Source organism: Methanosalsum natronophilum (assembly GCF_024808815.1).
Lineage (GTDB): Archaea > Halobacteriota > Methanosarcinia > Methanosarcinales > Methanosarcinaceae > Methanosalsum > Methanosalsum natronophilum.
On sequence record NZ_JANUCS010000003.1, the window covers coordinates 149,757 to 165,301 of the forward strand.

The following is a 15,545-nucleotide window of genomic DNA, read 5'->3' on the forward strand; positions in this document are numbered from 1 at the left end:
ATCTACATTTATTGTATCTAGCAAATGACATATATATCACATCATTTAAAACATGAAATTAAACAACTTATTACAATATCATGGTGGCCACTCAATGCGTTCTAGCAATAGTAATAGCAAAAATACTGGTACTGTATCATCCATAGGAGAAAAGGAGATTATCAGGAGACTGTCTAACCTCTTTGGTTCTTCATTGAATAAAGATGTTCTAATTGGACCGGGTAGTGATGATTGTGCAGTGCTGGCTATGGGTAACAATGAATGTATAGTGATAACCACCGATATGCTTCACCGAAAAACCGATTTTCCTGAACAAATGTCGAGCTGGCAGATAGGATGGATGTCAGTTGCAGTTAATTTGAGCGATATTGCAGCGATGGGAGCAAGTCCTTTAGGTGTTCTTGTTGCGTTTGGTATGGAAAAAAGTTCTGATATTGAGTTCATTGAAGGTATTGCTCAGGGAATGAACGATTGTGCATTGGAATATGGTACGTCTATCATAGGTGGTGATATTGATACACATGATGAACTGACGATTACAGGTACAGCTATTGGAAGAATGGATAGGGATAAGGTCATAAGGCGAAAGGGTGCAAAACCCGGCGATACTCTGTGTGTTACTGGAGAATTAGGTGCTGCAGGTGCCGCATTATTCGCTCTTGAAAATGATGTGGAGGTTAGTTCAACTATAATTTCCAGTTTTTTTGAACCTAAACCAAAAGTGTTTGAAGGTATAAAACTTGCAAAATCAGGATATGCAACATCTATGATGGATATTAGTGACGGTCTTGCATTATCTCTCTATGACATTGCAGAATCTTCGAATGTTGGACTTATTGTAAATGAAACTGATATTCCTATTAACCAAGAATTAAAAGGAGTATTTGATAAAGAACAACTCTTGAACTTGTCATTGTATTCAGGTGGAGACTTTCAACTCATCTTCACACTCAAACCTGAATGTGTAGAACAAGCGATGGATTTATTCACATTTAGTATCATAGGTAAAGCGGTAGAGTACGATCAGGGGATTATACTTAATGAATCATCAGGTAAAAACTCGTCGATTTGTAGAAAAGGTTATCTACAATTAGAGAATACCGGTTCAATATAAAAATTATAAAGTAGGTAATTTTATGGAAAAACATTTAAAATATTTATTAATAACATTATTGATTACAGGACTTTTTATTGGGGTTGTTTATGCTAATGACAACGTGATTTCAAATATAGAATCATCTGCTATCACTAATGATAGTGCAAAAATATCGTATGATATTAATGAGAGTTCTGATTACAATAAGACACGGATATACTATGGCATAGATGAAAGTGACTTGGATGAAATATCTGGTTGGAGCAATGAATCTCCTTATAAGGTTGTGCTAGAAAATCTAGATGAAAACACCAAATATTACTATTTAATATCTGCAAAAAATTATACAGATATTTCTGACCATGTTAACTCATCAATTAAAGAATTCACAACTGCGATGGTTCCTATAATTAAAAGCATAAACGTTGATCCATCATACACAAATGCAAAAATAGATTTTGATGTAGATCCAGATAATTCAGAAGTCAATATTTCTTATGGCACAGATGAAAATGACTTGAATAAAGAGTCTGGATGGATTAGTGAACTTCCTTATGAGTTCACAGGTCTCGATGATAGTACTAAATATCATTATAAAATATCTTCAAGAAGTTCTGTAAACTCGAGTTATTCTAATGAAACAGCTACTTTTAATTTTACTACGTTAACTCCTTCAGCACCAGAATTCATAATTTCACCTTACAATGACACTCCTGGGCTGGATAATGTTGTCATAAATTATAAAGTAAATCAGAGCGATGCAAAAACTGAAGTTAGGTATGGTACAAATTCATCACTTGATCCCTATGAATATGTAACCTCAAACGACTCCAGAATACACAATGTAAGTCTTACAGGACTGCAGGATAGTACAACGTATCATTACCAAGTATTTGCCTACAACGGTACTAATTCAAGTTATTATGACAATTCCACTATACTGAGTTTCGAAACATCTACCCCCATTGCACCCAATGTGTCTCAAGTAACTGATGAAGAAATTACTCATGAAAGTGCTACAATCAAATTTAATGTAGATCAGGAGGATGCAAAAACCCAAGTTAGGTATGGTACAAATTCATCACTTGCTACCTATGAATCAAAATGGGACAATTCAACTGACTCAAATTCAAGACAAATATCAGTATCTAACTTGGATGACAATACAAGATACTACTATCAAGTATTTGCTTATAATAAAGTAAATGAGAGCTTTTTTAATAGTACTGATATTAAGGACTTTACCACTCTTTCAGTATCAGGGAACAGAATTTGGGAAGAAGGAATGTCTCTACTTTATAGATGGGATGCTAAAAGCTTTTCAGGTTTCTATTATGATCTTGATGCTGGCCTGAGTTCTGAAAGTATGGAAATAACTCTTTCACAAGGTTCTAGAACTGTTGGAGATAGGGATCTTAAATATACCACAGAACCAATAATGATCGACTTTGAACATGATGGTTTTGGCCAATATCAAGCAGTTGGTTTCATGGCAGATAGGTACTTTGCAGGATTTACAGCCGCTGAAACTAATTTTCTAACTGATGATGTCAGTATGATGGCAGACGGCCAGCTCTCGAAAGTCCTTATTGACTCAGATGATGGGATATCCGTATCCACGGGTTCATCTCTAGTTCTTGAAGAGGGCTATTCTATAAATATCGTGGAACTTGATGTATCAGGTGACAGTCTGTTCTTAACCTTAACAAAAGATGGTCAAGAAGTAGATAGTGATATTTTATCTTCTGATGACTTCTATGTTTATGAGAAGGATATAGGGTCAACTGACGATGTACCTCTGATCGCTGTTCATATAGGAAATATATTCATGGGAACTGAGAGCAATTTAGTATCCATTGATGGTATATTCCAAATATCCGAAGATTATGTATCTATTGAAGAAGGAGAAAAATTTGGTAAACTTGAGATCACCTCTATCTCAGATGATAGGATTGAGATGAGGAACGATGGACGTTTTACACTAAGCAGTGGAAGTACCATTGACCTCATGGGCGATGTTAAGATAGAGGTCGCCGATTCAGGCACGCTAAGATTTGCACCATTTGTCGATATCACAGAACCAGGTAAACACGAGATACGTGGGACTGTAGCTGAAAATGAAGGCTTGGAATGGACACCCCTAAACTTTGAAGGTTTCTATTATGATATTGATGAAGGTCTTATGACAGAATCTTTAACATTAGGCTACAGTGGAAGATTGATTGATTCTGGGAATTTAACTTATGAGACAAATCCAGTTGAAGTGAATTTTGAACATAGTGATTTTGGCAAGTATCAAGTTATTGGTTTCATGGCCGAGAAATACTTTGCAGGATTTACAGGAGCTGATACAGAATTTGTAGATGATGATATCAGCATGATTGCTGATGGCCAGTTATCAAAGGTCCTGTTAGACAATGATGATAGAAGAACACTCTATACTGGTTCATCTCTTGTTTTAGAAGAGGGATACACACTTAACATGCAACAAATAGATATTGATGGTAATCAAGTGTGGGTTTCCTTAAGAAAAGATGGCAGTGAAGTAGACGATGCAATTCTTGAAGCAGGTTCAACTTATGTTTATGAAAAGGATCTAGGTTCAGCCGAAGATGTTCCTATAATAGCTGTCCAGTTACAGAGCGTACTCAGGGCACCTGAAGTAAATGTGCTATTCATTGAAGGCATTTTCCAAATATCTGAAGATTATCTATTGATTGAGGAGGGAGATACATTTGGTGAAATGGAAGTCGATACGATCTCACCAACTAGTATTGTAATGACTAATGACGATAATATCAATCTAAGAACAGGTAGAACCATTGACTTAATGGGCGATATCAAGTTCAAAGTAGCAGATGACTCAGATAACGTTAGATATTATCCATTCGTTGAACGCGAAATAGCTGGTGATTCCTTATACCTTGACATTCCTTCAACTATTAGTCAAGATGAAACTATTACAATTAAAGTAACTTCAAGGGGAGCTTCTGTCAATGACGCTACTGTGAAATTCGATGGACAAGAGATAGGTACAACTGACCGTGAAGGTGAACTCAGGCACAATCCTGAAAGTGCAGGTACCTTTGAGGTAAGAGCCGAGAAAAGTGGATATATTCCAGCAACTGGTAATATTGAAGTGATCGATCCAGACGATGAAGGTCGCAGAATGAGTATTGAAGTATCTCCCGATGAGATATTTGAAGGCCAATCCATTGATGTCAGGATAGTTTCTGCAATAGGTGCTGAACCTATGGAAGATGTTGAGGTATTCTATGACGGTAGTTCCCGTGGTACTACTGATGAGGATGGCAGAGTTTCTTCATGGACAGTGACAGAACCCGGAATTCATAGAATAACAGCAACAAAAGAAGGTTATCTTGATGAAGAGAAGACCATTGAAGTAATTGCACTGGAAGCAGAGTTCGATTACTCTAACCTTGTAATCTCACCAGAAGAAGTACGAGAAGGTCGTGATGTTACAATCACAGCCGATGTTGAGAATATTGGTACAGATGCAGGCGAATATAACATTGAGCTAAGAATCGATGGTAATGTTACAGACTCCAAAACAGTTTATCTTGAAGTGGATGAACAAACAACGATCGAATTCGTTCATACTGCAGGTGAACCGGGCAACTATACTGTAGAAATAGGTGACCTTGAAGGTACATTTGAAGTTACTGAAGGTCTAAGTATTGTATGGTATGTAGCAGGCGTGATCATAGTTGCAGGCGGTGCAGCTGCAGCATACATGTTTACTGCTGGTGGTTGGACTGTTGAAATGGTTAAAGCTAGATTAGCAGAACTGATTGAAACGATAAGGTCGAAAAGATAAATATGGTTAATAGGAATTTGGTGATAACAAGTTCCTCTTTTCTTTTTTTATATATTTTATTAAAAGGAAACTATTTTTTTATAATGTAACTTAGTTTAGAAACTTAAATCGCAAACTTAATGTCTTTTAAAGATAAGCTTTCCATACTCAAAAAAAATTGGTTTACCTAACTAGCTTTGTTAATGGGTATGGAGCGGATCGATGAGGTTTGATCAAAATAAATTATTACATCTAGTTTTAGTGGCTATACTAATAGTTGTCCTATTGTCCCAGCTCATAATAATATCCTCATCACATGAACAGGTTCCATTTATTGAAATAAGTTCGAGTTATGAGATTGTACCAGCCCAGTCTGAGGTAATTGTTAGTAAAGAGTTTTTTTTCAAGAATACTGATATTTCTACTAATTATAGGAGGGGATACTATAATTACATCTATACTGCAATCCCAAGTAATGTTGAACAGGTTAATGTATATAATGGCGCGAATACCCTAAACTTTTATGAAGCTGAAACTGAACCGGGTTATTATAAAATTGAATTTGATGAACGTGTATGGTACAGTGATACTTATTCATTCAACATAGAATACAAAAAACCAGTCGATGAAATAGTATCAGATGATCTATTTTTATTTTATCTTTATGAACGTGGTAATAACGTTGATGTAACTATATTGTACCCAGAAGAATATATTCTATATTTTCCATTTGATGATATTTCAGTTGAGTATAGGGATCATGATAAGGATTCAACATCAATGTCAGCTATTGGTATAGATGAATGGAACCGCAATTATTTGATTGAAGTACACTCATCAGACCTCAAAAGGACTGAAACGATTGAAAAAGTATACTCAAACAATGAAGATATATCTATCATAGTACATTACTATGAAGGTGAAGATGAATGGGCCCAACATATGATAGAATATGCGAATACGTCATTACATCTAATGGAAGAGCTTACAGGTACACCATACCCCAACAACTACGATATAAATATATATCAATCCATAAGATATGAAACATGGGGTTACGGCGGACTAAATAAAGGTTCAGCTGGAATATACCTTTTACATAGTGAAAATGAAATCACTCTAATTCATGAAATAGCTCATTACTGGACAAGGAATGAAATGTATGAACATGCCTGGCTGGATGAAGGTTATGCAGAACTCTATACATACCTTGTTCTAAAAAACATAGATCAAGTAAAAGCAGAAAAAAAGAAAATTAATATGTTCAATACATATTATGAAAACAAAGACATTTATTCGATAGATTTGGATAAATGGGAAATCCCAGAAAATTTAGATAAAGATAATTTCCGTGAGACTCATTATGTGTACAATAAAGCCTTTGTTACACTGTATAAAAAATATGGATATAAAAATTAATAAGAATCAACCTTATTCAATCAAACTTTGATCCTCTGATCCCAAATACTCATTAGCTCCTTGGTCTTATCTCTATATCTTTTACCATCTTCTGTCATGATAAATATGTTGTTTTCCTGAACTATGAGATCTTTTTCTTTCAATTCATCTATATATCTCTTAGCTATCCTTGAGTTCAAGTTAGCTCCATATACGATCCTTGTCTTCGTTGCACCACATGAACATATGTTCAATATGTCTAACACAATATCTGTTTTACTTCTTCTCATATTAATAACCCCCGCTTAATGATAAGCAGTACTCTCTGATGCGTTTTATGTGTTTGTTCAGTAACCATTCTTAGGACTGTAATTCAGACCCATTTCCCCTATACTTTAATAAGGAACTAAGCTATATATATACTTGTCTAATTTTTATATTAATAGAGTTATAAATTTTTGGACTAAATATGGTTATATCGGGCTGAAATTAGTTATACGTGTGTAAAAATATGCTAGACTTGAACTATTTAAGTTAGGATTTCAAGTTCTTAATATAGTTTCATACTTCTATATAATAGGTTAGAAAGATATGTGCTATTGTGGTTATAGTGGGAATGGTTGGGGGTTTTATTGATCTCGTGGGTCTACTGTAACTAAAGGGTTGAAGCCATGACATTCATCCCCTCATAATTAAACAATCTCTCTTGGACCCACGAGTTCATTCCTAATGACCACATTGATCTACTTTTTTTACTATTTTTTTGATAGTTAAGTTGATCTTTTATTTCATGGTATTTTATTACTAGATTCAAAAGAGAATTGTTTTGAATATTTGTTACTGATCATTGTTTGCAAAGAGTCTTTTGAACTTTATTTTCTTATTTCATGTTCTTATTGCTATTTAATACTTCCATTTTATACAGAGTAATGTGGCAGTTATGGTAAAGGAGTGGGGGCCAGATTTGTGTGTTGTAATTGTTTCGGTCATTTGTATTGTTCTAACACACATTTTTGGAATTACCAGTTTTCCTTGCATGAGTCCGTAGCTGGCTATGAATAAACAAAAGGAAATTTGAATTTTTACAGTATGGAGGTTAAAAGATATGCGATGGAAACTGAGTTTAATTTTACTCGCAGCAATAGTATGTCTGGCAATGACAGGCGTTTCTGCAGCAGACGATGTGAAGTTCTGCTGGGAGAAACCATGTGGTACTATTGTTGAACAATGTGATAAAGAAACAGTATTCACATTAAATGATGTTGATCCTGAAACAGAGATTGTTAAGACAACACATGGTTATGTGTATGTTAGTATGAGAAATGTCACGAATGTAGATGGAGACAGGGTAATTGCCCCTGGTGACATCAGACTCTCGAACTGGCATGACAAATATGAACCAAACACCAAAGTAAATGATACTGACGCAGACGGAGTTGGGACTACTGTTATATCAGAAATAATTGATGTACCATTAAAATATATGGACATTAATGAAAATGGAATATATGATTTGTATGATCCAGTATATGTCGATGTAAATGGAGATGGCGTAGTATCTTCAGGTGACATTAGATTAACTGCTGTACCACCAGTAGACGTTTATTCTCTTGAAATGGTTGAAGGTGAATATGGTACACTTCTCTGGGAAGCTGGAGAATGGGGCTATGAAGCATGGAGTGTCGTTAGAACCGGAGATGCTGACCGTGGAGAAGAACTTATTGCTATTGGTAGTGGACAGGCATCTGACCTTCTTGGATATGTCGATGCAGACGACAGTGGCGATTGGACATGCCCAGACAAACTCTACATAAGAGCACCAAATGTACACGACTGGTTCCAGAATGTAGTTACAATAAATGATGTAAGACTCTACATACCACCTGATGAGGAATGTGTTCCAGAATGTGGTACAAAAGTAGTCCAGGGTGACAAGGACGCAACATATGCATTGACTCCAATTGAAGCAACACTTGTTCAGTTAAGGGACGAACCAACAGCTATCTACATTAACATGGATGGTAGCCCAAGTGTTTCTGTTGGTGATATCAGACTTACTGGCGTATCAACAGAATATGATAGAAAGACCAAGGTAACTTTTAGTGACAGATTCGATCTTGGAGCACCATACGCTACCACTCCCATGGATCAAAATAGCATAAAATATGCAGATATTGATGGAATTGGTGGTTATTCACTTGGAGACCCTCTCTATATAGATGTGGATGGATCTGGTGACGTCTCAGATGGCGACTTCAGACTTACTGACGTTCCTCTCTTTGCAAAAGGAGATATGACTAAAGGCCAAGCTGGAGAAGCTGGTACAATTGTGAAAGCTGGACCTACTGTTACAGACGATGCTGATGCAGGTTGGGAATTAAAGACAATAGGTAATATTAATGACATAATTGGATACATAGACTCCGATGCAACAGGTACCTGGACATGTCCAGATAAACTGTACTTCCAGCAACTATACGAATCGCGTTATACGCTTGAGGTATCTAATGGCTATGGCTGGGAGTTTCCACATGACATGTTCGTAACAGTTGGTGACTACAGAGTTTATGAACCAATCAGTGATGTACGCAGTCCATTCTATGGTCTTGAAGAATGGCCAGAGTCATCCAACAAGGTATTCATGTGTAACAAAGACGCAACTTATGTATTAACTGACCATTTCATGCCAATCGAAGAACTTCTTAGATATGCTGATTTAAATCAAAATAACAGGTTTGATGTTACTGAACCAGCATACATTGATATGGACAACAGTGGTACAGTTACTGTAGGCGACATAAGACTTACCGATGTAACTATAGATGGTGAATTCTTCTACGAAAACAATACTAAAGTAGTAATTCACGATAAAGACATTGGTGTTCCATTGAAGAAATACAGCAATGGTGAATATACATGGTTTGCCCATTGTGAAAGAGATCTTCTTAGCTTAATTGAAGAAGATATGGTTCTTGACGGTAAACTTGGATTTAGTATCAAGATTTTCGATGCTGACTGCAGTAAAGACTGGACATGTGTAGATGGTCTCTACATTCAAAGAGATCACGAAGTACTTGGAACCGCATCAGAAGGATATAATCCAGTAAACATGGACTTTGTTACTCACATGAATGGTAGATTGTTCATTCCACCAGAGTATATCGCTGACAATGTAAACGATGAGGACAATGACAACAACAATGGTATCGATGAACCAGTAACACTGGAAGATGTAATCGCAGCTATTAATGAATACATGAATTCTAATGGAGAAAGTCCAACTCTTGATCAGGTAGTATCATTGATAAATGCGTATATGAATCAATAAGGAGGGAGTAAACAAATGTTTACTCACTTCAATTTTTTGGGGGTTAACCAATGATTGAAAAAAGAACAATTTTATTGTTGGTAGCAATGATGGCAGCAATAGCACTCATATTACCGGCTACCGCTGCAGCAGATGCTTCAATAGATCGAAGCATGCCAGCTTCAGTTGGACCCGGTGACGAGTTCACTGTAACCATCACTGCATCCAATTACGGTGCATTTGCTCAGGTAACTGAGACTCTTCCAGCAGGCTTTAGCTATGTGAGTTCCAGTCTGGATTCCGCACAGGTATCTGTTGACGGAAATGACTTGACCTTCACAGTTATTGGCCAGGGAAGTTTCACCTACACAGTTGAAGCTTCTGAGACTGCTGGTGACTACCAGTTCAGTGGTATCCTCAAGGATATGAACCTGAATGAGGTTGCAGTTACTGGTGCTACATCCATCAATGTATCTGATACTCCTGTTGACAATGGCAATGGCAATGGCAATGATACACCTGTTGATGATGAAGCATCTGCTACTAGAAGCATGCCAGCTTCAGTTGGACCCGGTGACGAGTTCACTGTAACCATCACTGCATCCAATTACGGTTCATTTGCTCAGGTAACTGAGACTCTTCCAGCAGGCTTTAGCTATGTGAGTTCCAGTCTGGATTCCGCACAGGTATCTGTTGACGGAAATGACTTGACCTTCACAGTTATTGGCCAGGGAAGTTTCACCTACACAGTTGAAGCTTCTGAGACTGCTGGTGACTACCAGTTCAGTGGTGTCCTCAAGGATATGAACCTGAATGAGGTTGCAGTTGCTGGTGCTACATCCATCAATGTATCTGATATTCCTGTTGATGATGAAGCATCTGCTATTAGAAGCATGCCAGCTTCAGTTGGACCCGGTGACGAGTTTACTGTAACCATCACTGCATCCAATTACGGTGCATTTGCTCAGGTAACTGAGACTCTTCCAGCAGGCTTTAGCTATGTGAGTTCCAGTCTGGATTCCGCACAGGTATCTGTTGACGGAAATGACTTGACCTTCACAGTTATTGGCCAGGGAAGTTTCACCTACACAGTTGAAGCTTCTGAGACTGCTGGTGACTACCAGTTCAGTGGTGTCCTCAAGGATATGAACCTGAATGAGGTTGCAGTTGCTGGTAACAACGCAATATACATTTCCGCTCCAATCGAAGGAATGGAACTAATGGAAGGATGGAATTTCATATCTATACCACATGAACTTGAAAACTCAAGTATTCATAATGTGTTCAAAGATGTTGAAGACCATGTGGTACTATACTATAATGCAAGTGAAGCCTACCAAGGCAGTCAAATGCCATGGGAACTTGCAGAAAAGGTTGAACCATTGAAAGGATATTGGGTATACTCTGGAACAGAACAAACAGTAGATGAAGAATACCTTAAACCACTTGTACCAGCAGCTCCAGGTAGTTTAAAATTATATCCAGGATATAATGCTATTGGATATACATCAATGGATACTTTACCAGCAGATATTGCACTTAAATCGATAGATAAATCCTATCATTTAATTAAAGGACCATTTAATCCAGCAATTCCTGGCATGTATGAGCAGATTGGACACCAAGGGGAATCTGGATCAATTTCTGGTGTGCATGTAGGTACTGACGTATTTGAGATGAATCCATATATTGGCTACTGGATAGATGTGACTGAGGAGACCACCTTGAGTTCACTTTGAACAGATGTGGAAAATACTTGGTGAGAGAACTTAAACCTCTCACCTTATTTTATTATTATGGGGGATAAAATGAGTAACTTTAAAAAAAATATCATTAAAGTAGCATTAGTATTACAACTCCTAATCTTGTTATCGAGTATGTCTATGGCTTCACCTGAACTTCCAATAGTTTTAGATGGTGAAGTTACATTAGATGGAGAACCTGCAAGTCCAGGTACAACTATTACTGTTAAGTTAGGAGAAGATCAGATAACTAGAAGTACACTCTCAGAATCTGGTGGTTATGATACATTATTAATTCCTGAATCTGGAATATCTAACCTTAAATTCTATGTCAATGGTGTAGAAGCAAACATAATGAATCCGGATTCAATTGAGAATGCAAAATCAGGTCAGCTTATAAAACTTAATCTAGCAGCTACTACTCCAGAAAATGGCGGTTCAGATAATGATTCTCCAACACCTAGGGAAAGTAGTGGCGGAATGGCAGCACCACCTGGAGATCAAGATGAAGTAGATGGAATTGACGATACTGGGGACAGTACTGAAGAAAGTGTTCTACCAAGCCCAGGAATTAGCGATGGACTTGAAGAAACAGATGAGATTTCAGCACCAGTTCCAACACCAGAAGGAAGTTCTGTATATCTATATGCACTAGTTCTATTACTGTTCATGGTGCTTATAGCTGTAGGCGTGTTGAGGAATAAATAATGAATTAAATCTTATAAATGATGGGGGTGGGGTAAATATGTTTGTTAAATTGAAAGGAAAAGGTAAGTCTTTGGTAATATTGCAGATATTGATTTTGTTTATGCTTGTAATATCTTCTTTACCTGTGGCTACAGCCGATACACCAAAACTCCCTTTACTTGCTGAAGGAACAATTCACGTAAATGGAGAACCGGCTCTTGAAGGAACTGAGATTGTTGTGATGTTGGACGGTCAAGTCATAAGTAGTTCTGTGGTAGAACAAAAAGGAATCTATGGCGAAAGTTCATCGAACGTATTGTTGATTCCTGCAGGTCTTGATAATTATGGGGATCTAGAGATATTAGTGAATGGAATGGAAGCAGAAATGAGCGGATTAGAATTAATGGACACAGCAAGTCCAGGAGATAAAATTAGTGATTTAAATATTGTTGCATCTAATCAAAATAACTTACCAGCAATATCCACTATAATGTGTGTTATAGCTATCTTAGTTACAATTGCTTTGATCAGACATCGGCCAAAGAATTAACGTGACTTGGTAAAAAAACCATTTCATGGTATGTTTGATTTTGCACTGAATGTAATAATATTTTTAATCAGGCACAATTCTCTTGGCTGATATACTATGAGAAGGGAGTGGTTATCATTAAGCGAAGAAGCAGGATAGATATAACAGAAGAAATCTTGGATATTGCAATGGAAGGTGCTAATAAAACTCAAATTGTGTATAATGCCAATTTGAATTTCATTACAGCTAACAAGTATCTAGATATGCTGATTAAAAAGAACTTGATCAAAAAAAAAGGAGATAAGTATATTACAACAGAAAGAGGAAAAACATTTCAGAAACTTGCTAAGACATTGGAGTTGGATTTAGATAACAATGAAAAAATAATCTGAACATATATTTTTATGAATCTAAATAAGTGCTATTGCTTAATTTGTATTTAGCATATTACTTAATTCTTAACTAACGAAAAAAACTTTTCTTCTTTCTTTACTTTACTTCTTTGTCATATGAGATAAAATCTAACACTTGATATCTTGTTCATAAACTATAAATAGGAATGTCATAATGTGGCACCGTGTATATCCATATACATCTATGGCAACAAAACTATCAAATTTTCTAATATTTGTTGCCATATATTTAATATAAATGTACATAGTGATGTTAAATACAATCAAAACACACATATCTGTCTACACATAATTAGTATGTTAATATAATTAGACTAATATGGAGGATATCATGCTAAAAGAAATAATGTATGGCTTTTTGCCATATTCATTGAACAAGTATCTAGTGAACAAGAGATGCGGGTTTTATGATCAAAATGAAGTTCTTAAGAATAGCCAGATTGTATTATCGCCTTCTGATATAAATTTGGATGAAATTGTACAGGATGAATTGGATAAAGCTGTTGCTTTTCTTCCTTACTGTGCAAAACCAAACGGTGAAGTAAAGTGTCCATTGACCCATCCCATATATGGCCGCAAAGATAGTAAATGCTTGAAATTAGATGGAATGAACTGTGATGTACCGTGTTCATTAGGTAAAATGCTAGATGTTCTTCAAAAATATGGATTAGCTGAAGATCAAATATTAATTGTAGATAATGATTCTAACCTTTTATCATGGCTAAAAAGAAAAAAAGAGGATGGATATAAGTATATAATGCCTGGGGTGGCATGTCATTATGGTGTTGGATATGCTCTCAATTACATATCAAAAAAGCTTGGTTTCAAGGGTTGTATAGTTTTTTTGGAAGATAGTAATCCTGATGATAAGAAAAATGGTGTTTGTAAATGCATCTCTGATTATATGAGCATGGAAAAATATGATAAAGGTAAACTCACTAAGATAAATGAAAGTTCTATCATAACCATTGAAAATATACTTGCTGGAAAAAATAAGTTTTTAAATAAAATGGTAAATCCTGATATTAATCACACTGTTCAAGGTGTTGAAGCTATAGATATTAAAGAGAAAGATAAACCAAAGTTGTTTGACTCTTAATATTTTGAAATATACTTAGCGGTTTGTTTATTATATATCATTTTAATTTAAATATGCAGCTAGTGATTTACTAAAAATAATAGGTAACTTAGCTTCATAACACTGATTCTCATCTTATTATAATATTCTACATCTAATATGATGTTAGAGAAATACTCGTACGTTAACTTGTTTTCTCTCACATTTTATGCGTTTGATAGAGAATGGTGTGAACAATGAGCAAAAGAAAAAGACCAGTGAAAAAAAGTGGTTTTATAACATCAATTAAGGAATATTTTGAAAAAAACAGATCACTTACAAAGTTCATTGGCTTATACGTTTTTTACATACTCGTGTTCACTATTATCTATATTGTCATAAAAGATGACCTTCAGTTCACAAGAGATATTACAGCTACATCTCTTGGCATTATCCTGAACGTTTTAGGCATTGAAAATTATTATACAGGTTCTTTTGTTTATCTGGAAAACATGTCGCTTCGTGTAATTGATGAATGTACAGGTATTTATGAGATCCTTGTATACGCAAGTTGTGTTCTGGCATATTCAACTACAATCTCTAAAAAGTTGATTGGTCTAGCGTTTGGTATACCTGCTATCCTTGGTATTAATATGGTAAGGCTAGTTTCTCTTTCAGTTGTTGGAGTATGGAATCCTGATTTGTTTGATTATATCCATTACTATTTTTGGCAAGTAACTCTTCTAATAATTATTGCGATTGTAGTTATAGTTTGGATTGAACAGGTAGTGAAAAAATGAGATTCTTTTTATTTTTGGGTAAATTTCTAGTTTATTTAACAATTCTATTTATAATAATGTTGCCAGCAACTATTAATTATTTTGAAACTGGTGATCGAACATTATCTACTCTAACATTTTTCACTTTTTATCTTCCAATGAACTTAATACCTTTTATTGCTTTGGTACTTGCCACACCTGTCACTAATAAACTTAGAGCAAAATATATTGGTGTAGGCTCATTTATAATTTTTTTATTCACTATAGCTATAATTTATTTTCAGTTCACTTACACATCGATAGCTAGTGAGTTGTTTTATTTATATTCAATTGGAAGAGCTGCTTTTCCATTTATATTGTGGTTTGTTCTTGTAAATAAACACCTGGATTTTAATGCATAACTTGAGTTAAAGCTAAAAATCACTTTACAATTTTAAAAGCAGTAAGATTGGATGATGAAGAGACTGTCGGAAAAGTCACCAGTTCAAATAATATAATTACTGATTTTTCTTGACATCAATCTTTTCTTCAGCCCATAATCATAATGAATAGACATACTTATATCCAATTAAGAAAATTAATTTATAAATTAATTGATTAAATTGTGATAAAAATGTATTCTGTTAGTAAAAGCAATCAAACAACGTTTGTTTATGGCCCTGAAGTATATGAGAAACTCATAATGAAAGATCATCTTCTTTTTCAGATCAATGAAAAAGT

12 protein-coding genes are annotated in these 15,545 nt (G+C 35.5%); 11 read left to right on the plus strand and 1 reads right to left on the minus strand.

Annotated elements, in window-relative coordinates; genetic code table 11:
* Positions 1-94: 94 nt before the first annotated feature.
* The 3 genes from thiL (at position 95) to J2T59_RS03160 (ending at position 6,332) form a co-directional block, all read left to right on the plus strand.
* Positions 95-1,114 (plus strand): thiamine-phosphate kinase, encoded by a 1,020-nt coding sequence (thiL, locus tag J2T59_RS03150; RefSeq protein ID WP_259133844.1) that lies wholly within the window; start codon positions 95-97, stop codon positions 1,112-1,114.
* A 22-nt stretch (positions 1,115-1,136) separates the two neighbouring features.
* Entirely contained in the window at positions 1,137-4,934 is a 3,798-nt protein-coding gene (locus J2T59_RS03155; protein ID WP_259133845.1) for an MA0829/MM1976 family S-layer protein, read from the plus strand.
* A 201-nt stretch (positions 4,935-5,135) separates the two neighbouring features.
* Positions 5,136-6,332, plus strand: a complete 1,197-nt coding sequence (locus J2T59_RS03160) for a gluzincin family metallopeptidase (RefSeq protein ID WP_259133846.1) — start codon at positions 5,136-5,138, stop codon at positions 6,330-6,332.
* A gap of 20 nt (positions 6,333-6,352) precedes the next feature.
* On the opposite strand, the gene sso10a (J2T59_RS03165) is transcribed toward J2T59_RS03160, so the two are convergent.
* Positions 6,353-6,601: an Sso10a family chromatin protein gene (gene sso10a, locus J2T59_RS03165; protein WP_259133847.1), complete on the minus strand. Its 249-nt coding sequence runs from the start codon at positions 6,599-6,601 to the stop codon at positions 6,353-6,355.
* A gap of 815 nt (positions 6,602-7,416) precedes the next feature.
* Here sso10a (J2T59_RS03165) and J2T59_RS03170 point away from each other — a divergent pair.
* The 8 genes from J2T59_RS03170 to J2T59_RS03205 all read left to right on the plus strand — a co-directional run bounded on the left by J2T59_RS03170 (position 7,417) and on the right by J2T59_RS03205 (position 15,226).
* Positions 7,417-9,639 (plus strand): hypothetical protein, encoded by a 2,223-nt coding sequence (locus J2T59_RS03170; protein ID WP_259133849.1) that lies wholly within the window; start codon positions 7,417-7,419, stop codon positions 9,637-9,639.
* 50 nt (positions 9,640-9,689) lie between these two features.
* Positions 9,690-11,357, plus strand: coding sequence for a COG1361 family protein (locus J2T59_RS03175; protein ID WP_259133851.1), 1,668 nt, complete (start codon positions 9,690-9,692; stop codon positions 11,355-11,357).
* A gap of 69 nt (positions 11,358-11,426) precedes the next feature.
* Positions 11,427-12,068 (plus strand): hypothetical protein, encoded by a 642-nt coding sequence (locus tag J2T59_RS03180; RefSeq protein WP_259133853.1) that lies wholly within the window; start codon positions 11,427-11,429, stop codon positions 12,066-12,068.
* A gap of 37 nt (positions 12,069-12,105) precedes the next feature.
* A complete protein-coding gene (locus J2T59_RS03185; protein ID WP_259133858.1) occupies positions 12,106-12,597 on the plus strand; it encodes a hypothetical protein in 492 nt (163 codons plus the stop codon).
* A 107-nt stretch (positions 12,598-12,704) separates the two neighbouring features.
* Positions 12,705-12,968: an Sso10a family chromatin protein gene (gene sso10a / locus J2T59_RS03190; protein ID WP_259133860.1), complete on the plus strand. Its 264-nt coding sequence runs from the start codon at positions 12,705-12,707 to the stop codon at positions 12,966-12,968.
* A 352-nt stretch (positions 12,969-13,320) separates the two neighbouring features.
* Entirely contained in the window at positions 13,321-14,088 is a 768-nt protein-coding gene (locus J2T59_RS03195) for a hypothetical protein (protein WP_259133863.1), read from the plus strand.
* Positions 14,089-14,303: 215 nt separating this feature from the next.
* Positions 14,304-14,846, plus strand: coding sequence for an archaeosortase B (gene artB / locus J2T59_RS03200; RefSeq protein WP_259133865.1), 543 nt, complete (start codon positions 14,304-14,306; stop codon positions 14,844-14,846).
* 56 nt (positions 14,847-14,902) lie between these two features.
* Positions 14,903-15,226 (plus strand): hypothetical protein, encoded by a 324-nt coding sequence (locus J2T59_RS03205; RefSeq protein ID WP_259133868.1) that lies wholly within the window; start codon positions 14,903-14,905, stop codon positions 15,224-15,226.
* Positions 15,227-15,545: the final 319 nt, after the last annotated feature.